Origin of the sequence: Citrobacter portucalensis (assembly GCF_002042885.1) — a bacterium.
Taxonomy (GTDB): domain Bacteria; phylum Pseudomonadota; class Gammaproteobacteria; order Enterobacterales; family Enterobacteriaceae; genus Citrobacter; species Citrobacter portucalensis.
Genome location: NZ_MVFY01000018.1, coordinates 60,503 through 80,231, shown reverse-complemented (window position 1 = coordinate 80,231; position 19,729 = coordinate 60,503). Strand labels below are relative to the sequence as shown.

Here is a 19,729-nt window from a genome sequence, read left to right as displayed (position 1 = left end):
AAAAATTATCAGTTTGCAAGTCTACAAATTATATTCTGTATAACATGATGATTATTAACTGTTTTTATATGGGTGTGATAGCCGGGTAATCATAATTTAACTATATCAAAAAGTGCTTGCAATATTTTTGATTAGCAATCATTATCATTTAAAAAATCAATTTAGATATATCGTATTATCTTCACAAGGCGAAAAAATGACAAAAAACATCTCACGCTACCCACAGCGCGTTCGCAATGAACTGCGTTTTCGAGAACTTACTGTCCTGCGCGTAGAGCGTATTAGCGCGGGCTTTCAGCGTATTGTACTGGGCGGTGACGCGCTGGACGGTTTTAGCTCACGCGGCTTTGACGACCATACCAAGGTCTTTTTCCCTGAACCGGGCAGCAACTTTGTACCACCTGTCGTCACCGATGAAGGCATTGTCTGGGCGGACGGTGTACGTCCGCTCTCCCGTGACTACACGCCGTTGTATGACGAAGCGCGCCATGAGCTGGCACTGGATTTCTATATTCATGACGGCGGCGTGGCAAGTACGTGGGCGATGAATGCCCGTGAGGGTGACAAGCTGACGATCGGCGGGCCGCGCGGTTCTTTGGTGGTGCCAGAGGATTATGCGTATCAGGTTTACGTGTGTGATGAGTCGGGAATGCCCGCGTTGCGCCGACGCCTGGAGTCGCTCAGCCGTTTGGTGGTACGTCCGAACGTCACGGCGCTGGTTAGCGTGCAGGATGCAGCCTACCAGGACTATTTTGCCCATCTCGACGGATTTACTCTTCAGTGGTTTATCGGCCATAACGAGCAGGCGGTGAATGAACACTTATCGCGGCTAAGCATGCCCACAGACGATTATTTCATCTGGATCACTGGCGAAGGAAAGGTGGTCAAAAACCTGAGTGCTCGTTTTGAAACCGAGGCGTTCGATCAGCAACGGGTTCGTGCAGCGGCTTACTGGCATCAACGCCGTTAATCAGTAATTAGAGGGCGGAACGCCAAACGCCTGGCGGAATGCGTAGCTAAATGCCGCGGTACTTGAATACCCAACGTCGAGTGCCACGGCGGTTACGCTTTTATTTTTCTTCAGCATTAATACTGATTCAAGTATTCGCATTTTTTGCTTCCAGACGCTGAAGGGCAATCCGGTTTCTTTTTTGAAATGACGTGAAAAGGTACGGGCAGACATACCCAAATGCTGCGCCCAGTATTCAACCGAATGCTCCAGTGCGGGGGATTCTTGTATTGTTCGGCAGACTTTGGTTAATTCGCGATCCTGCGGCCAGGGTAATACAAAAGCGACTTCCGGGAGTTGCAGAATAATATCGACCAGCACACTAACCAGCTTGCCCTCTTTTGACTGACTATCATAATGGCCTGAAATTGAATTCGTGGCGTAATGAATAAACTCTCTGGCGAAATCACTGATAGCCACGACTTTGCATTCATTGATGCTCTCTTCAAGAAAACCCGGTTTAATATCCAGATTTTCTAAATATACATCATCTAATGCCCAAACCGCATGCTCCGTATTATTTGGGATCCAGATGCCATAATGCGCCGGGATTATCCAGCACTTACCGGCAACATCAATGCGCATGCTGCCTTTGCGGGCGAAATGAAACTGCATAAAAGAGTGTGAATGCTGCGGTACATGGTGGTTGGCTTCCAGGACATAAGAGCGAAAGAATACGTCCTGCGGCAGTTCGGTCATGGAGTTATCCGGGAAGGAGTTCCACTGTTTTTGCGCGAGAGTTTCCATAAATGAATCGTCAATGCTCCCGATGGTGTGTCCGCTGTTCGATAGATCTTGTCCGCGGATCATAATACATACACTCTTTTTTCCATAATAATCTTGCGTAATAATTTTTAGTCCACTTTTGGTAAATACCATGAACTCGCTTTGTTCAGATGCTGTCATCGTCAATGAAACAAATGATAACTGGACCCGAATGGGAAAAGAGCTGCTTTCGCAAGCGGATATCAGAATTAATGGCTCGCGCGCCTGGGACATTCAACTTCATCATACCGGTTTCTTTAAACGGGTATTGCAACAAGGCTCGTTAGGGCTTGGCGAAAGCTATATGGAAGGCTGGTGGGACTGCGAACGGCTCGATATTCTGTTCTGCAAAATCCTGAAAGCAAAACTCGACCAGCAGATGCCAGGTAATCTGAAAGATATTTTACGCATTGCCAGCGCACGCCTGTTTAATTTGCAGTCACGTAGCCGTGCATGGATCGTCGGTAAAGAACATTATGATATTGGTAACGATCTCTTTGCGCTGATGCTTGATCCGCATATGCAATATTCCTGCGGTTACTGGAAAGACGCGACCACATTAGACGAAGCGCAAAATGCCAAATTAAAAATGATCTGCGAGAAGCTGCAGCTTAAGCCGGGTATGCGTTTACTCGATATCGGTTGTGGATGGGGCGGGTTGGCAGAATATGCGGCGCGTCATTATGGCGTGGCGGTAGAAGGCGTTACCATTTCCAAAGAGCAGCAGAAAATGGCGCAGCAGCGCTGTGAAGGGCTGGACGTTAACATTCTGCTGCAGGATTATCGCGATCTTGATAAACACTACGATCGCATTGTGTCCGTGGGGATGTTTGAACACGTCGGGCCGAAAAACTACGACACCTATTTCAGCATCGCTGACCGTTGTTTAAAACCGGATGGACTGTTCCTGCTGCATACCATTGGTAGCAATAAAAAAGGGATGAGCGTCGATCCGTGGATCAATAAATACATTTTCCCGAACGGTTGCTTGCCGGCAATTTCCCATATTGCCGAGGCCAGCGAATCACGGTTTGTGATGGAGGACTGGCATAACTTCGGCAGCGATTATGATAAAACGCTGATGGCCTGGCATGAGCGCTTTAATCAGGCCTGGCCGGAGCTGTCGTCACGTTATTCCGCCACCTTCAGAAGAATGTTTAATTATTATTTATGTGCCTGCGCAGGGGCTTTCCGCGCCAGAGATATTGAGCTTTGGCAGGTGCTGTTTAGCCGCGGTGTAGAGGGCGGCATCCGTGTTTATCGTTAACGTTCTGCCGGATGGCGGCGTAAACGTCTTATCCGGCCTACAAAGGTTTGCACTCGCAGTACTCGTAGGCCTGATAAGCGAAGCGCATCAGGCACTTCTTTGCCGGATGGCGGCGCAAGCGCCTTATCCGGCCTACATAGGTTTGTACTCGTAGGCCTGATAAGCGAAGCGCATCAGGCGTATCTTTGCCGGATGGCGGCGCAAGCGCCTTATCCGGCCTACATAGGTTTTGTACTCGTAGGCTTGATAAGCGCAGCGCATCAGGCACTTCTTCGCTGGATGGCGGCGCAAGCGCCTTATCTGGCCTACATAGGTTTGTACTCGTAGGCCTGATAAGCGAAGCGCATCAGGCGTATCTTTGCCGGATGGCGGCGCAAGCGCCTTATCCGGCCTACAAAAGTTTGCACTCGTCGGCCTGATAAGCGCAGCGCATCAGGCACTTCTTCGCCGGATGGCGGCGCAAGCGCCTTATCTGGCCTACATAGGTTTGCACTCGTAGGCCTGATAAGCGAAGCGCATCAGGCATTTATGGCTTAGCTCAATTCACTCTCTGCCAGCGCTTTAAATACCATTGCGACGGCATGCGCGCCGGGGTCCATATTTCCGAGCAGGCTTTCACTGCTCAGATACGATGCGCGACCCGCATTGGCTTTGCTCGACAAACAGGTTCGTTCGGCTCCCGCTTGCGCGGCGTCGAAGGCGGCCTGCAGATTTTGCGGCTGCGTGAGCAGCGAAGTCAGAGCCGGTTGCAGCGCATCAATCATGGTGCGATCGCCTTCGTCTGCGCCGCCGTAGAACTTCATCTGCGCCAGTCCCGTATTCAGGGCTTCGGCAACGTTAGCTCCCTGTTCCAGTTTCTGCCCCGCAGCGGTAAAGAAAATAGACATCAGCACACCGCTGGAACCGCCCATCACCACGGTCAGACGTTCGCCAATCAGCGCAAACAGCGTGGCAAGGTTATCCAGCGGCAACTGCTGACGATGCAACAGGCTGGCAATTTCCCGCGCGCCTGCGGCAAAGGTTGAACCGGTATCGCCATCGCCAACTTTGGCATCAAGCGCATTAAGATGGGTCTCCAGATCGGAAAGGGTTGTGGTGACAAGCTCCACAATCCCGGCCACCAGGGCGTTCGCCGAAGGCTGGAATTCCACGCGTGCGCTACGCTGAGATGACGGTACACAGCTGATTTCACGCGGTGGGACCGGCGTCGGCCAGTTACTGGTTTCCACCTCTGTGAGCAGCGCTTTTTCGATGCTCTCTTCCAGCACGATGGCCGTCAGTGAAAAGCCTTTCATATCCAGCGCGGTAACCAACGAGGCCGGGCCAATCAGCCAGTCGATACGCGGATGCAGCGGGCTGCTGGCCAGTTCGCGGGTAATGATGGACATTTCGGCAACAGAAACACCGCCAAGATTGTTAATCATCACCGCCAGACGGCCGGTTTCAGGCAGGGCAGCCAGCAGTTTATCCACCATCAGGTTCACCACCTGCGCACTGTTCTGGGTGTCGATGACCGAGGCGCCTGGTTCGCCGTGAATGCCCATACCCAGCTCCGCGTGGCCCGGATGATGACGCGGGGCGGCGTCGGTTTCTTGCGGCAGATGACAGCTGGAAAGCGCAACGCCCAGACTGAAGGTGTTATTGGCCGCGTATTGCGCTTCACGCAGGACGGTGGCGAGGTTGTAGCCGCGTTCGGCAAAATAGCCCGCGATTTTATGCACCAGGATGGTTCCCGCAATGCCGCGCGGGTGTTTGTTATCCGGCAGGGAGATGTCATCGCCGACAATCAGCATTTCAACGTTGTAACCAAGGCGACGGGCTTTCTCGGCGGCAAGACCGAAATTAAGACGGTCACCGGTGTAATTTTTCACGATCAACAAACAGCCCGCCTCACCGGTTACCGCCTGAATGGCGGTCAGTACCGCATCTACGCTCGGGGAAGCGAACACGTCGCCACAGACTGCGGCGGTTAGCATACCTTTACCGATAAACCCAACGTGCGCGGGTTCGTGCCCTGAACCGCCGCCGGAAATGACCGCTACGTTATTTTTGTTGAGGTCACGACGGACCACGATGCGAATGGCCGGATCGCTTTCCAGACGCGCCAGGTTATTCCACGGGCTGGTGATAATCGTACCGTCGATGACGTCGCTCACGAGATGGGTGCGTTGATTAAAAAAGAATTGAGACATAACGGCTCCTTGAGGTTGAGTGTAAGACAAACCCCCGGAAGCATGGTCATGGTGCGGAGGCGATAGAGAGATTCTGGCGAAGTCAGCGTGGAAAAAAACAACGTTAAAATGAGTTTCATTACGGAACGTTGTTATTGTTTTTTGTTCCGAAATGAAACCTAAAAGAACGGGGAACGACCACAATGCGAGCTCGCTCGACTTTTTCCTCTCGCGATGAATGCAGGTCACACGGTACTGTCAGCTTTTTTTTACCGGTATTTTGGCAAGTGAGTGGGTAAAAGAGAAAGTGAGATTCGTCTGTGCCGGAGATTTGGTGGCAAATGCACGGATCGGGATCGCAAACCTTATATTTTTTATGGTTAAGCGTTCCAATATGAAACATGTGTTGTTTTTATCTGTTTCATATCAGAACAAAAAGACGAAAGATTTTTTTGTGCACGCCTCGCCATACAGTTATTGCATCGCTCCGGTACCTCCCGTTTTCGCCGTCAGCATCAGGCCAAACAGGTTAACGCCAGGGCTCACCATGTAAAAACATGTACTTATTTGAGGATGAAAGGAATGCTAAAAGTTATTCAATCTCCAGCCAAATATCTCCAGGGTCCTGACGCTTCCACCTTGTTTGGTCAATACGCTAAAAATCTGGCGGACAGCTTTTTCGTGATTGCGGATGACTTCGTGATGAAACTGGCGGGAGAGAAGGTACTCAACGGCCTGCACAGCCACGACATTAGCTGCCATGCGGAACGCTTTAACGGTGAATGTAGCCATGTTGAAATTAATCGCCTGATTACCATTCTGAAACAGCACGGTTGCCGCGGCGTGGTTGGGATTGGTGGTGGGAAAACGCTGGATACCGCCAAAGCGATTGGCTACTACCAGAAGTTGCCGGTGGTGGTGATCCCGACTATCGCGTCTACCGATGCGCCAACCAGCGCGCTGTCCGTTATCTATACCGAAGCCGGTGAGTTTGAAGAGTATCTGATCTACCCGAAAAACCCGGATATGGTAGTGATGGACACTGCAATCATTGCCAAAGCGCCGGTACGTCTGCTGGTGGCCGGGATGGGCGATGCGCTCTCGACCTGGTTTGAAGCGAAAGCCTGTTATGACGCCAGAGCGACCAGCATGGCGGGCGGACAGTCCACCGTGGCGGCGCTGAGCCTGGCGCGCTTGTGCTATGATACCCTGCTGGCGGAAGGCGAGAAGGCACGCTTTGCCGCGCAGGCCGGCGTGGTGACCGATGCGCTGGAGCGTATTGTCGAAGCTAACACTTACCTCAGCGGCATCGGCTTTGAAAGCAGCGGTCTGGCAGGGGCGCATGCGATCCACAACGGCTTTACGATTCTGGAAGAGTGCCACCATTTGTACCACGGTGAAAAAGTCGCCTTTGGTACGCTGGCGCAACTGGTGCTGCAAAACAGCCCGATGGAAGAGATCGAAACCGTGCTGAATTTCTGTCAGAAAGTAGGCCTGCCGGTAACGTTAGCGGAAATGGGCGTGAAAGAAGACGTTGACGGCAAGATCATGGCCGTAGCAAAAGCGACCTGTGCAGAAGGTGAAACCATCCACAATATGCCGTTCCCGGTAACGCCTGAAAGCGTACATGCCGCTATTTTGACGGCAGACCTGCTGGGACAGCAGTGGCTGGCGCGTTAATCAGTCGTCGGTAGGTTTTTATCCGGCATCTTCTCCCCCTCTGACAGTCTCTGCCGGAGGGGTTGTCTATGGTTAAACAGCGGAAAGGGATATGACGGCGCACACGCATAGCATCGGGAAGGAAGTCTCTTCAGTCATTGCCCAGTCATGGCATCGTTGCAGCAAGTTTATGCAGCGGGAAACCTGGCAGGCGCCGCATCAGGCGCAAGGGCTGACCTTTGAGTCGATTTGTCGTCGCAAGACGGCGTTGCTGACGATTGCTCAGGCTGCGCTGGAAGATGCCTGGGAGTTTATGGACGGCCGCCCGTGCGCGCTGCTGATTCTGGATGAATCAGCCTGTATCCTCAGCCGTTGCGGCGACCCACAGACGGTGGAACAGCTGGCGGAGCTTGGGTTTCGCGACGGCAGCTACTGTGCGGAAAGCATCATTGGCAGTTGTGCGCTGTCGCTGGCGACGATGCCGGGCCAGCCGACAAAAACCTCTGGCGATCAGCATTTTAAACAGGCGCTGCATCCGTGGTCGTTCTGCTCGACGCCGGTCTTCGATAACCATGGTCGACTGTTCGGCTCCATCTCGCTGTGTTGTCTGGTGGAGCATGAGTGCGTTTCTGATTTATCCCTGACGCTGGCGATAGCCAGAGAAGTCGGCAACTCTTTGCTGACCGACAGCCTGCTGGCTGAATCCAACCGCCATCTGAACCAGATGTACGGGCTGCTGGAAAGTATGGATGATGGTGTGATGGCCTGGAACGAACAGGGCGTATTGCAGTTCCTCAATGCGCGTGCGGCGCTGCTTTTGCATCTCGATGCTCAGGCCAGTCAGGGGAAAAACATTCACGATCTGCTCAATCTCCCCATGTTGCTGCGCCGGGCGATCAAACATGCCCGCGGTCTGAATCACGTCGAAGTTACCTTTGAAAGCCAGCATCAGTTTGTTGATGCCGTCATCACCCTAAAACCTATTGTTGAGGAGCAGGGCAACAGCTTTATCCTGCTACTGCATCCGGTGGAGCAAATGCGCCAGCTGATGACCAGCCAGCTCGGCAAGGTGAGCCACACCTTTGAGCAGATGTCGACTGACGATCCGGAAACCCGCCGCTTGATCCATTTTGGACGCCAGGCGGCGAGGGGGAGTTTCCCGATCCTGCTGTGCGGAGAAGAGGGCGTTGGTAAGGAACTGCTGAGTCAGGCCATTCACAACGAAAGCGAGCGCGCCAGCGGGCCGTATATCGCCGTGAACTGTCAGCTGTATGCCAACAGCGTGCTGGGGCAGGATTTTATGGGCAGTGCGCCCACCGACGATGAAAATGGCCGGTTGAGCCGTCTTGAACTGGCGAACGGCGGCACGCTGTTTCTGGAAAAAATTGAATATCTGGCGCCGGAGCTGCAATCCGCGCTGTTACAGGTGATCAAGCAGGGGGTACTAACCCGCCTGGATGCCCGTCGGTTGATTCCGGTGGATGTCAAAGTGATCGCCACCACCACGGTTGATCTCGCCAATCTGGTGGAGCAAAACCGCTTTAGCCGTCAGCTGTATTACGCGCTGCACTCTTTTGAGATAGTGATCCCCCCGCTGCGGGCGCGGCGTAACAGCATTCCCTCGCTGATTTATACGCGGCTGAATAGCCTGAAAAAACGCTTTTCATCCAGTTTGAAGATCGACGACGACGCGCTGGCTCAGCTGGTGGCCTATTCGTGGCCGGGCAATGACTTTGAGCTGAACAGCATTATCGAAAACATCGCCATCAGCAGTGATAACGGCCATATTCGGCTGAGCAATCTACCGGATTATCTGTTTGCCGAACGTCCTGGTCTGGAGACGGCGTCTTCACTGCTGCCAGCCAGTCTGACCTTTACCGCTATTGAAAAAGAGGCGATTATCCATGCTGCTCGCGTCACCAGCGGGCGCGTACAGGAGATGTCGCAACTGTTGAATATCGGTCGCACTACTTTGTGGCGCAAGATGAAGCAATACGACATTGATGCCAGCCAGTTTAAGCGCAAGCATCTGGACTAGTTTCTTCAATTCTCGCCATCGAGAACAGCGCGTCCGACAGTCGGTTGATGTAACGCCTGGGTTCATCGCGTAACGTCAGCGTTCTGCTCATTGCGATAAGGATCCGCTCCAGTCGGCGCGTCAGAGTTCGCGCAACGTGTAGCTGTGCCGATGGCAGATTTTTCCCCGGAATAACAAACTCTTTGAGCGGGCCGCTTTGCGCCATATTGCGGTCAATAAGCTGCTCCAGCGCCTGAATATCCTCATCGCCAATACGCTGTTGTAAGCGAGCGAGTCCTTTCTCATCGCTGGCGAGTTCCGCACCCAGTACAAACAGCATCTTCTGCATGGCGTGCAGATCCTGGCGTAGTTCAGCCTGGTGCATGCTGGCATAGCAGACGCCAAGCTGGGAAATCAGTTCATCCACCGTGCCATAGGCCTCAACGCGGATGTCGTCTTTGTCGATACGGCTGCCGCCAAACAGCGCGGTCGTGCCTTTATCGCCGGTTCGGGTGTAGATGCGGTACATTTATTTTATCTCGCTGAAGGGAAGTACTTTAACCAGTTGACCGGCATTGGCGCCAAGCGTTCGGATCTGCGCAATTCCGGCGCGGATATGCCCACGGATCAGCGCCCGATCCTCGGGCAACTGGGCGTGGGTTAAAGCAATATCACCCGTGGCGTTAAGACCCAGACCGACACGTAGCGTTGAGCTTTTGGCCGCAAGTTTGCTCAATGCCAGCGCGCAGTCATGCTCGTCGCAACAGATTGCCCGGCAAGGGACGCCTTGCTCTTCCAGCCCCCAGCACAGCTCATCAAGCACGCGAGTATCCTGCCAGCGTGAGTGATAAAACAGATGTACGCCCGGTGATGAAAGTGACATTGCGCCCCCTGCGTTATCAGAATGCCTGACGGAAGATCTCGGCAATTTCTTTCTCGTTCCCTTTGCGCGGGTTAGAGAAGGCGTTGCCGTCCTTCAGCGCCATTTCCGCCATGTACGGGAAATCGGCTTCTTTGACGCCCAGATCGCGCAGATGCTGCGGAATGCCGATGTCAGCGGAGAGACGGGCAATGGCGTGAATGGCCAGTTCGGCGGCATCCATGGTGGAGAGTCCGTCAGTGTTTTCGCCCATAAATTCTGCGATATCGGCAAATTTCTCCGGGTTAGCGATCAGGTTATAGCGCGCCACGTGCGGGAGCAGTACGGCATTCGCCACGCCGTGTGGCATGTCGTACAGACCGCCAAGCTGATGCGCCATTGCGTGAACGTAGCCGAGGTTGGCGTTGTTGAAAGCCATACCCGCCAGCAGAGAGGCGTAGGCCATGTTCTCGCGAGCTTTCAGGTTGCTGCCCAGCGCTACGGCCTGACGCAAGTTGCGTGCGATCAGGCGAATAGCCTGAATAGCGGCGGCGTCGGTGACCGGGTTGGCATCTTTGGAAATATAGGCTTCTACGGCGTGGGTCAGGGCGTCCATACCGGTCGCGGCGGTCAGCGGGGCGGGTTTGCCGAGCATCAGCAGCGGATCGTTAATGGAGACCGACGGCAGGTTACGCCAGCTGACAATCACAAACTTCACTTTGGTTTTGGTATTGGTCAGCACGCAGTGGCGGGTGACTTCGCTGGCGGTACCGGCAGTGGTATTCACCGCAACGATAGGCGGCAGCGGGTTGGTCAGGGTTTCAATCCCGGCATAGCTGTAGAGATCGCCTTCGTGAGTTGCCGCGATACCGATGCCTTTACCGCAGTCATGCGGGCTACCGCCGCCAACGGTAACGATGATATCGCAATGCTCTTTGCGAAAGACCTCCAGGCCATCGCGCACGTTGGTGTCTTTGGGATTTGGCTCAACGCCGTCAAAAACCACCACGTCAATGCCCGCTTCACGTAAATGGGCTAGGGTTTTATCTACCGCACCGTCTTTAATAGCCCGCAGACCTTTATCTGTAACCAGCAGCGCTTTTTTACCGCCTAACAGTTTGCAGCGTTCGCCGACAACGGAAATAGCATTGGGGCCAAAGAAGTTCACATTTGGCACCAGGTAATCAAACATACGATAGCTCATAATATACCTTCTTAGATTTAAATTATAATTCAGAGAAACAATTCAGTGCGGTTTCTGCTAATAATCTGTCTTGTTCGACAGTGCCGCCGCTAACGCCAACGGCACCAATTAATTTACCGTTTAATATGACAGGTAAGCCGCCGCCGAAAATAACAATGCGCTGTTGGTTAGTAAGCTGCAAACCATATAGCGAAGCGCCAGGTTGTACCGCGTCGGTAATTTCATGGGTACCCTGACGCAGGCAGCAGGCGGTATACGCTTTATTAAGAGAGATATCACAGCTGGTGACAAACGCATCGTCCATGCGTTGCATTAGCAGCGTATTCCCGCCGTGATCCACCACGGAAAAGACCACCGGAACATTGATCTCAAGCGCTTTAGCCTCAACGGCCTGCGCCATTTTTTTTGCAGCCGCCAGCGTAATGGTGGCAATTTGTTGGCTCTTATTCACAGTCTCTCCTGAAAATGTTGTAGGGCTGAGGTCACGAAACATATCGCGCAACAGCTATTTTTATCATTGGCTTTACCTTATTTTCTCGCCGCACGTTATTAAGTCAATAGGGTGGATTTTTCATAAAAATTAAATTTATTTCCCTGATTTTGCGTTTATTGATAATGATCATTTAACCTCGTCACAATTCACGATGGATATTCCTGAATTGCGTTTCAATATGAAACGATGCGTTTTTATTAGGTGCCAAATTGGAACGAAATTAATTTTATTTTTTTATTGCTTGGCTCATTTAGAGTTCGGCCATTGCTGATGAAAGGCGAATGCCGGGTGTGGTGTCCCCGGTAATGCGGCCCGGCGTCCCTATTTTTTACCTTTTGAGTCAATAAATCATGAGAAGATCAAAACGATTCGAAGTGCTTGCGAAGCGGCCTGTAAATCAGGATGGGCTGATTGGCGAATGGCCTGAAGAGGGGCTGATCGCCATGGAAAGCCCTTACGATCCGACGTCGTCGGTGAAGGTGGAAAATGGTCGTATTGTTGAGCTGGACGGTAAGAGCCGCGCCGAGTTCGACATGATCGACCGTTTCATTGCCGATTATGCCATTAACGTGGCCGAGGCGGAGCGCGCCATGCAGCTCGACGCGCTGGAGATCGCCAGAATGCTGGTGGATATCCACGTCAGTCGGGAAGAGATTATTGCCATTACCACCGCCATCACCCCGGCGAAAGCGGTGGAAGTGATGGCGCAAATGAACGTGGTGGAGATGATGATGGCGCTACAAAAAATGCGCGCCAGACGCACTCCCTCCAACCAGTGCCACGTGACTAACCTGAAAGATAACCCGGTACAGATAGCCGCCGACGCTGCTGAAGCGGGGATCCGCGGCTTTTCCGAGCAGGAAACGACGGTCGGGATCGCCCGCTACGCGCCGTTTAACGCCCTGGCACTGCTGGTGGGTTCTCAGTGCGGTCGTCCCGGTGTGCTGACCCAATGTTCCGTTGAAGAGGCCACCGAGCTGGAGCTGGGCATGCGAGGGCTAACCAGTTATGCCGAAACGGTGTCGGTCTATGGCACAGAATCGGTGTTTACCGACGGCGATGACACGCCGTGGTCCAAAGCGTTTCTCGCCTCGGCTTATGCGTCGCGTGGCCTGAAGATGCGCTACACCTCCGGCACCGGCTCGGAAGCGCTGATGGGCTATTCCGAAAGTAAATCGATGCTTTATCTGGAGTCGCGCTGCATTTTTATCACTAAAGGCGCGGGCGTACAGGGGCTGCAAAACGGTGCGGTCAGCTGTATCGGCATGACCGGCGCTGTGCCGTCAGGGATCCGCGCGGTGCTGGCGGAAAACCTGATTGCCTCAATGCTCGACCTTGAAGTGGCCTCCGCCAATGACCAGACTTTTTCCCACTCCGATATTCGCCGTACTGCCCGTACCCTGATGCAGATGCTGCCGGGTACCGACTTTATTTTCTCCGGTTATAGCGCGGTACCCAACTACGACAACATGTTTGCCGGGTCGAACTTCGACGCTGAAGATTTCGATGATTACAACATTCTGCAACGCGATCTGATGGTTGACGGCGGTCTGCGTCCGGTCACGGAAGAGGAAACCATCGCCATTCGCAATAAGGCCGCCCGCGCCATTCAGGCAGTGTTCTGCGAGCTGGGCCTGCCGCTGATTAGCGATGAAGAAGTCGAAGCTGCTACTTATGCTCACGGCAGCAAAGATATGCCTGCGCGCAATGTGGTGGAGGATTTGGCTGCCGTGGAAGAGATGATGAAGCGCAATATCACCGGGCTGGATATCGTCGGCGCGTTGAGTTGCAGCGGCTTCGAAGATATCGCCAGCAATATCCTCAACATGCTGAGACAGCGTGTTACCGGTGATTACCTGCAAACGTCGGCCATTCTGGATCGCCAGTTCGACGTCGTCAGCGCCGTCAACGACATCAATGATTATCAGGGACCTGGTACCGGCTATCGCATCAGTGCCGAACGCTGGGCGGAAATTAAAAATATTGCGGGCGTGGTTCAGCCCGGCTCGATCGAATAAGGCGGTACACAGTGGAATGCACAACTGAACGTAAGCCGGTTTTCACCTTACAGGTGAGCGAAGGCGAGGCGGCTAACGCGGATGAGCGCGTGGATGAGGTGGTGATTGGCGTCGGCCCGGCCTTTGATAAGTATCAGCATAAAACCTTGATTGATATGCCGCACAACGCGATTTTGAAAGAGCTGGTTGCTGGCATCGAAGAAGAGGGACTGCATGCGCGAGTAGTGAGGATCTTGCGCACCTCGGATGTTTCTTTTATGGCATGGGATGCGGCAAATCTCAGCGGCTCAGGCATTGGGATTGGTATCCAGTCGAAAGGAACCACGGTGATTCATCAGCGCGATCTGCTGCCGCTAAGTAACCTGGAACTGTTTTCTCAGGCTCCGCTGCTGACGCTGGAAACCTATCGTCAGATTGGTAAAAACGCCGCGCGCTATGCACGCAAAGAGTCGCCTTCGCCGGTGCCAGTGGTCAATGACCAGATGGTGCGCCCTAAATTTATGGCCAAGGCCGCGCTGTTTCATATCAAAGAAACCAAACACGTGGTGCAGGATGCTGCGCCTGTCACGTTGCATATTGCACTGGTAAGGGAATGACCATGAACGACAACATCATGACCGCGCAGGATTACCCATTAGCCACCCGCTGCCCGGAGAAAATCCGGACGCCTGGCGGCAAGCCGCTAACCGACATTACCCTTGAGAATGTGCTGGCGGGCCGCGTAGGGCCGCAGGATGTGCGTATTTCTCAGCAAACGCTGGAGTACCAGGCGCAGATTGCCGAGCAGATGCAGCGTCATGCCGTGGCGCGCAATTTTCGTCGTGCGGCAGAACTGATTGCGATCCCGGATGCCCGCATTCTGGAGATCTACAACGCACTGAGGCCGTTTCGTTCTTCGTTCGCCGAGTTGCAGGCCATTGCCGATGAACTGGAACACACCTGGCACGCCACGGTGAACGCCGGGTTTGTCCGCGAATCGGCAGAGGTATACCAGCAGAGAAATAAGCTGCGTAAAGGCAGTCAGTGACGGAGGCAGCATGCCGTTAATTGCAGGGATCGATATCGGCAACGCCACCACTGAAGTGGCGTTGGCGCAGGATGGCCGGTTTATCGGCAGCGGGATTGTCGCCACGACCGGGATGAAAGGCACGCGGGAGAATATCGCCGGGGTGGTCGCGTCCCTGCAGCAGGCGCTGGATAAAACGCCGTGGTCGCTGCAGGACGTGGCAAAAATCTGCATCAACGAGGCCGCACCGGTGATTGGCGATGTGGCGATGGAAACCATCACTGAAACCATCATTACCGAATCAACGATGATTGGTCATAACCCGCAAACGCCCGGCGGCGTTGGCGTGGGCATGGGAACCACCATCGCCGTGGAGAAGTTGGCGGCGTTGAGCGAGGATCGATTTGCCCAGGGCTGGATACCGTTGGTGGGTGAAGAGATGGATTTCCTTGAGGCGGTTTGGTTTATCAATGAAGCGCTGGATCGCGGCGTCAACGTGGTGGCGGCCATCCTGAAAAAAGATGATGGCGTGCTGGTGAATAATCGCCTGCATCGGCCAATACCGGTGGTTGATGAAGTCACTCTACTGGAGAAGGTGCCGGAAGGCGTGCTGGCGGCGGTGGAAGTGGCGGCCCCGGGACAGGTGGTGCGGGTGCTGTCGAATCCTTACGGTATCGCAACCTTCTTTGCCCTGACCCCTGAGGAAACACAAACTATTGTCCCCATCGCCAGAGCGCTGATTGGCAACCGTTCCGCTGTGGTGCTGAAAACCCCGCAGGGAGATGTGCGATCAAGAGTGATCCCGGCGGGTAAGATCTTTATCCGTGGTGAAAAGCGCGGCGGTGAAGCCGACGTAGCGCAGGGCGCTCAGGCCATTATGCAGGCGATGAGCGCCTGTGCGCCCGTGTGCGATATTCGTGGGGAAGCTGGTACGCACGCAGGCGGCATGCTGGAGCGGGTGCGTAAGGTGATGGCCTCGCTGACCGGTCATGACATGAACACGGTGCATATTCAGGATCTATTGGCGGTCGATACATTTATTCCGCGCAAGGTGCAGGGCGGCATTGCCGGAGAGTGTTCAATGGAGAACGCCGTGGGCATTGCGGCGATGGTGAAAGCCGATCGCTTACAGATGCAGGCCATCGCCAGTGAGCTGAGCGCCCGGTTAAATACCCCAGTTGAAGTCGGTGGTGTGGAGGCCAACATGGCCGTAGCAGGGGCGTTAACAACGCCCGGATGCGCCGCACCGCTGGCGATCCTCGACTTAGGCGCAGGATCTACCGATGCCGCCGTCATCAATAGCGACGGTGTAGTGAAAGCAGTTCATCTGGCCGGCGCGGGGAATATGGTCAGCCTGTTGATTCAAACTGAGCTGGGCTTAAGCGATGCATTTCTGGCGGAGGAAATAAAAAAATACCCGCTGGCAAAAGTGGAGAGCCTGTTCAGCATTCGCCATGAGAACGGCGCGGTGGAGTTTTTCCGCGAACCGCTCAGTCCGTCAGTATTCGCCAAAGTGGTGTACTTGAAAGAGGGTGAGCTGATCCCGGTAGATAACCAGACCTCGCTGGAAAAAATCCGTCTGGTGCGCCGACAGGCTAAAGAGAAGGTTTTTGTGACCAACTGCCTGCGCGCGTTACGCCAGGTGTCACCCGGTGGCTCTATTCGCGATATGACTTTTGTGGTGCTGGTAGGCGGTTCTTCGCTGGATTTCGAAATCCCGCAGATGATCACCGATGCGCTGGCGCATTACGGCGTTGTCGCCGGGCAGGGCAATATTCGAGGTACCGAAGGGCCGCGTAATGCGGTGGCAACTGGGCTGGTTTTAGCCGGAGAAGCAAAAAAATAGCGCAGAAAACAGCCGCGCAAGCGTTTAGCTGCGGGGTAAGTCAAATAAAGGCGATGTTCTCTTTGATATCCCGGCGGAGTTGGGTACATAGTATAAATGTGTCTCTCACGTGGTTAATTTTAAGGATAAGAGCATGCCAACAGCAATTGAGAAAGCATTGGATTTTATTGGTGGTATGAACACTTCGGCGTCAGTACCACATTCAATGGATGAAAGTACCGCTAAGGGAATCTTAAAGTATTTGCATGACTTAGGTGTGCCAGCGAGTCCGGAAGTTGTGATGGCACGGGGTGAGCAAGAGGGATGGAATCCCGAGTTCACGAAAAAAGTGGCCGGATGGGCAGAAAAAGTCGCCTCCGGTAACCGCATCCTTATCAAGAACCCAGAGTATTTTTCAACCTATATGCAGGAGCAGCTCAAAGAGCTAGTGTGAGCTGACTATCGAATTAAACTCTAACGGACGTTTCCATCCCAGGATGGCGGCGTCCAGATGGGGTTGCCATTAACATGCTGTTTTCTGAACAGGTGTATCGCGTAAATAGCTTTAGCCCCCGCCAGCTATGTTCTTCCGTGTACTCATTCAACATATTGATGCAAGCAAGTATTGATTTTTCCAGGACAAACTCTTTTTTGCTACATGCCAATTTCTACGGAATACCCATAAAAAAAGACCTGCAATTTCTCGCAAGTCCTTAAGATTTGGTGGCCCCTGCTGGACTTGAACCAGCGACCAAGCGATTATGAGTTCCTAACGGAACAACCGAAAATCAATAGTTTGCGTTATTTATCATTGATATAGATTGCCACTATTTGCCAATGATTACCCAGCATTCGCCATTTCTACCGCCATTTCATCGCCATCACATTTCTTTACATGTGGAACCATTGATTCGAACCATAACAGGCCTTAACTTACTTATTGTCCTGAGTATACCCGCATGGACGTTTTTAAAGTGGTAAGGTGGCTTCCTCATATCCTGAAGGATACGGATGTGAAAAAGAAGCTTAAGAGAAAACACAAAACCTACGCTAAAAACGCAAAAAGATCAGTTGTTAAACCGAGTAAAAATGGTAGCGTTTTTGATATCGTACTGAAAACAATGAAATTAATTTCATATTGTTTATCAGCTTACCGTTCGGTTCGTGATCTTGGTTGGTTTGAGTACCTTCCAACGTTTTGGGAGAAATTAGGCGTAGAGATTAAGTTTATCGTTTTGATTATAAAGAAATATTTTTAAAAAATAAGGAGAGTCTATGAACAAGTCATATCCTCTTTCTGTACAATTTTTAGCATAAATACCACTTATTAACGGAGGGGTCCCCTCCATTCTAGCTTTTGGTGGAGATGAGTAGATCTTCTCAATTGTTAGGGTAAGCGTAACGAGGAACTGTTTTGGAACATGCTGTTATAGTCACTAAGCGAGATGGTCAAAGGGTTACGGTCGATGCGGATCGTATCCATAAGGCTATTGAACGCGCGGCTGAAGCTTGTGCCAAAACGATAGATGATGAACTCTTATTAAACTCTTATCTCGATTATGCGATGAGTGTAATCGTAGGGCGCGCGTTACCTGTGCAGTCAGGTTCAACGAGTGCTCAAAGAGTAGTGTTGAGGCATTTTTATGTTTTATTGCCCAGCAAAAAGATCATCAAGGTTTATGTCATTTGTTTGAAAAAGACATTACAAAAATTCTCGATTTGTGATGCATTATTCACCGTTACGACAATACAACTACTCAAAGCTTCGAGTAAGTTGGCTAGATCACCTCCACCTCCTCAACATTATCTTCTATTTTGATTTTTGTTTTAAAATCCAATGGGTTGAGCTTTACTGCGTCTTCCAGATGATCGGGGGCAAAATGCGCATATCTCATGGTCATTTTGATATCGGTATGACCAAGCACGCGTTGTAAGACCAAAATATTACCACCATTCATCATAAAGTGACTGGCGAAGGTGTGGCGCAAAACGTGGGTAAGCTGTCCTGCCGGTAGTTCGATGCCTGTTCTTTCCAAAGCAGACCGGAACGCGCCATAACAATCACTAAACAACCGACCTTTTTTATCATCGGGCAGAGACTCGTAGAGCTCTTTGCTAATTGGAACGGTACGGTTTTTTCTTCCTTTTGTGTTGGTGTATGTGATTTTGTATTTCGCGAGCTGGCTTTTTTTCAGACTCTCGGCCTCAGACCACCGAGCACCAGTAGCGAGACAGATTCTTACCACAGTTTCTAAATCAGGGTGGTCATGCCGTTTGCACTCATCAAGCAGTAGCGAAATCTGATCGTGAGTTAGCCAGGCCATTTCCATTTCTTCCGTGCGGAATGGGCGCATATTTTTCAGCGGATTTTCTCCTTTCCATTCTCCTAGGCGATTTAACTCATTGAACACCGCTCGAAAGTAGGCCAGCTCAAGATTGAGCGTGCGAGGCGATACCTCTTTAACTCTGTTTGAACGAGCGTACTCACCTTTTAATCTCTTTTCTCGGTAGCGGGAAAACATCTGTGCATCGAAATCGCGTGCGAGTGGTTCGCCCATACACTCAAAAGCATGGTGCATGGCTAACTGGCGTTTCAAGCCGTCTTTCAGTGTAATGCCATGAGCGCTATACCATGAATCGACCAACTCTTTTAACGTGCGTCGGTCTTCCTTTTCTTCCTGCCACGGGTTTTGAACGGTGTATTGTTCAAACGCCAGTGCCTCGCCTTTAGTGGCGAATTTCTTTCTGATACGTTTGCCTTTTGCACCGTTTGGATAAAGCTCACAAATCCAACCGCCAGCAGGATGTTTACGCACGGTCATTAGTTAACCTCGCTGTATACACCCATCACGCGACCTAATGCTTTAATGTCATCAAATCCACATTCAAAGGGAATCTTACCCCCTGCTACATGTAGTTTTCTGCCTGGCAATTTTGTTAATTCTCGAATGCTAATAGCACCTTCAATATCGACGAGCCATTCTCCATCTGAGAGGGATGCGTCTCGCTCGATGAAATGGAGTTTTCCGTCAGCGTAGACGGCAATTGGATTCGTAAGCGGCTTGCTAAAGAACTTGCCAGCAATGCTCAAATCGCCATCACTAACCAGAGATTCTTCACTTAATGTGAATTTCTCCACATTTTGGGTATCGGTATTTATGCTGCCGGTTGTAGGTGACCCTTTGCCAGTGAGTAGCCAGGCGAGATTTGCACCAGTTTCTAGGGCGCAATGCACAATAAAGTCATAAGAAATGGAATCGCGACTGTACCTGTTAGCAAGAGAGCTTGATGCAATTTCGAAGTGTCTAGCTAATTGAATTTTCTGAGAAAATCCGTAAGCCTCACAAATCCTATCCAGCACTTCTTCATTGTTTAAACCAAGACCTTCAATTCTCATGTAGCTTTAACCTATTTACAAACTCCATTTTGGGAGTTA

Annotated in this window: 18 protein-coding genes, 1 tRNA gene and 2 pseudogenes; 12 read left to right on the top strand and 9 right to left on the bottom strand. The window is 52.0% G+C overall.

Annotated features, from left to right (window positions below; translation table 11 throughout):
• Window positions 1-196: 196 nt before the first annotated feature.
• Window positions 197-970 (top strand): siderophore-interacting protein, encoded by a 774-nt coding sequence (locus tag BZK40_RS21245; protein WP_048225649.1) that lies wholly within the window; start codon window positions 197-199, stop codon window positions 968-970.
• Here the strand turns inward: BZK40_RS21245 and BZK40_RS21240 are convergent, their stop codons facing one another.
• On the bottom strand, window positions 971-1,819 hold the full coding sequence (locus tag BZK40_RS21240) for a helix-turn-helix domain-containing protein (RefSeq protein ID WP_020996343.1): 849 nt from the start codon (window positions 1,817-1,819) through the stop codon (window positions 971-973).
• 67 nt (window positions 1,820-1,886) lie between these two features.
• Here BZK40_RS21240 and cfa point away from each other — a divergent pair, with 67 nt between their 5' ends.
• Complete coding sequence (gene cfa, locus BZK40_RS21235; protein ID WP_048215499.1) at window positions 1,887-3,041, top strand: cyclopropane fatty acyl phospholipid synthase; 1,155 nt, start codon at window positions 1,887-1,889, stop codon at window positions 3,039-3,041.
• 533 nt (window positions 3,042-3,574) lie between these two features.
• Here the strand turns inward: cfa and BZK40_RS21225 are convergent.
• The gene (locus BZK40_RS21225; RefSeq protein ID WP_079935258.1) at window positions 3,575-5,233 is read right to left on the bottom strand and encodes a glycerone kinase; all 1,659 of its coding nucleotides are present in this window, start codon (window positions 5,231-5,233) and stop codon (window positions 3,575-3,577) included.
• A 561-nt stretch (window positions 5,234-5,794) separates the two neighbouring features.
• On the opposite strand from BZK40_RS21225, the gene BZK40_RS21215 reads away from it, so the two are divergent.
• A complete protein-coding gene (locus BZK40_RS21215) occupies window positions 5,795-6,892 on the top strand; it encodes a glycerol dehydrogenase (protein ID WP_079935257.1) in 1,098 nt (365 codons plus the stop codon).
• A 91-nt stretch (window positions 6,893-6,983) separates the two neighbouring features.
• Window positions 6,984-8,909 (top strand): dihydroxyacetone kinase operon transcriptional regulator DhaR, encoded by a 1,926-nt coding sequence (gene dhaR, locus BZK40_RS21210; RefSeq protein WP_003828512.1) that lies wholly within the window; start codon window positions 6,984-6,986, stop codon window positions 8,907-8,909.
• On the opposite strand, the gene BZK40_RS21205 is transcribed toward dhaR, so the two are convergent.
• From BZK40_RS21205 to BZK40_RS21190, 4 genes are read right to left on the bottom strand one after another with little or no spacing between them, the layout of a single operon-like run.
• On the bottom strand, window positions 8,887-9,417 hold the full coding sequence (locus BZK40_RS21205; protein WP_079935256.1) for a cob(I)yrinic acid a,c-diamide adenosyltransferase: 531 nt from the start codon (window positions 9,415-9,417) through the stop codon (window positions 8,887-8,889). The genes dhaR and BZK40_RS21205 overlap by 23 nt on opposite strands.
• A complete protein-coding gene (locus BZK40_RS21200; RefSeq protein WP_079935255.1) occupies window positions 9,418-9,771 on the bottom strand; it encodes a glycerol dehydratase reactivase beta/small subunit family protein in 354 nt (117 codons plus the stop codon).
• Between the two features lie 16 nt (window positions 9,772-9,787).
• Window positions 9,788-10,951, bottom strand: a complete 1,164-nt coding sequence (gene dhaT / locus BZK40_RS21195) for a 1,3-propanediol dehydrogenase (protein WP_003024734.1) — start codon at window positions 10,949-10,951, stop codon at window positions 9,788-9,790.
• Between the two features lie 22 nt (window positions 10,952-10,973).
• Window positions 10,974-11,402 (bottom strand): GlcG/HbpS family heme-binding protein, encoded by a 429-nt coding sequence (locus BZK40_RS21190; protein ID WP_003828504.1) that lies wholly within the window; start codon window positions 11,400-11,402, stop codon window positions 10,974-10,976.
• Between the two features lie 392 nt (window positions 11,403-11,794).
• On the opposite strand from BZK40_RS21190, the gene BZK40_RS21185 reads away from it, so the two are divergent.
• The 5 genes from BZK40_RS21185 (at window position 11,795) to BZK40_RS21165 (ending at window position 16,747) form a co-directional block, all read left to right on the top strand.
• The gene (locus tag BZK40_RS21185) at window positions 11,795-13,462 is read left to right on the top strand and encodes a propanediol/glycerol family dehydratase large subunit (protein WP_079935254.1); all 1,668 of its coding nucleotides are present in this window, start codon (window positions 11,795-11,797) and stop codon (window positions 13,460-13,462) included.
• Window positions 13,463-13,473: 11 nt separating this feature from the next.
• The gene (locus tag BZK40_RS21180) at window positions 13,474-14,058 is read left to right on the top strand and encodes a propanediol/glycerol family dehydratase medium subunit (protein ID WP_008785852.1); all 585 of its coding nucleotides are present in this window, start codon (window positions 13,474-13,476) and stop codon (window positions 14,056-14,058) included.
• Window positions 14,059-14,060: 2 nt separating this feature from the next.
• Entirely contained in the window at window positions 14,061-14,489 is a 429-nt protein-coding gene (locus BZK40_RS21175) for a diol dehydratase small subunit (RefSeq protein WP_007372193.1), read from the top strand.
• Between the two features lie 10 nt (window positions 14,490-14,499).
• Entirely contained in the window at window positions 14,500-16,314 is a 1,815-nt protein-coding gene (locus BZK40_RS21170) for a diol dehydratase reactivase subunit alpha (RefSeq protein ID WP_079935253.1), read from the top strand.
• A 109-nt stretch (window positions 16,315-16,423) separates the two neighbouring features.
• Window positions 16,424-16,747: a DUF1889 family protein gene (locus tag BZK40_RS21165; RefSeq protein ID WP_001573898.1), complete on the top strand. Its 324-nt coding sequence runs from the start codon at window positions 16,424-16,426 to the stop codon at window positions 16,745-16,747.
• A gap of 267 nt (window positions 16,748-17,014) precedes the next feature.
• Here BZK40_RS21165 and BZK40_RS24680 read toward each other — a convergent pair.
• Window positions 17,015-17,129 (bottom strand) — tRNA-Ile (locus BZK40_RS24680).
• A gap of 177 nt (window positions 17,130-17,306) precedes the next feature.
• Here BZK40_RS24680 and BZK40_RS21160 point away from each other — a divergent pair.
• The 3 genes and pseudogenes from BZK40_RS21160 to BZK40_RS24900 form a co-directional block, all read left to right on the top strand.
• Window positions 17,307-17,552: a hypothetical protein gene (locus BZK40_RS21160; RefSeq protein WP_139762122.1), complete on the top strand. Its 246-nt coding sequence runs from the start codon at window positions 17,307-17,309 to the stop codon at window positions 17,550-17,552.
• A gap of 155 nt (window positions 17,553-17,707) precedes the next feature.
• Window positions 17,708-17,803 (top strand): annotated as a pseudogene (locus tag BZK40_RS24980) (ATP cone domain-containing protein); the annotation flags it as partial.
• A pseudogene (locus BZK40_RS24900) lies at window positions 17,783-17,944 on the top strand (hypothetical protein); the annotation flags it as partial. The pseudogenes BZK40_RS24980 and BZK40_RS24900, both read left to right, overlap by 21 nt.
• Before the next feature lie 127 nt (window positions 17,945-18,071).
• Here the strand turns inward: BZK40_RS24900 and BZK40_RS21150 are convergent.
• Together BZK40_RS21150 and BZK40_RS21145 are read right to left on the bottom strand one after the other, a co-directional pair.
• Window positions 18,072-19,115 (bottom strand): phage integrase, encoded by a 1,044-nt coding sequence (locus tag BZK40_RS21150; protein WP_079935250.1) that lies wholly within the window; start codon window positions 19,113-19,115, stop codon window positions 18,072-18,074.
• Window positions 19,115-19,690: a phage repressor protein CI gene (locus tag BZK40_RS21145; protein WP_079935249.1), complete on the bottom strand. Its 576-nt coding sequence runs from the start codon at window positions 19,688-19,690 to the stop codon at window positions 19,115-19,117. Before BZK40_RS21145 ends, BZK40_RS21150 begins: the two co-directional genes overlap by 1 nt.
• Between the last annotated feature and the right edge of the window lie 39 nt (window positions 19,691-19,729).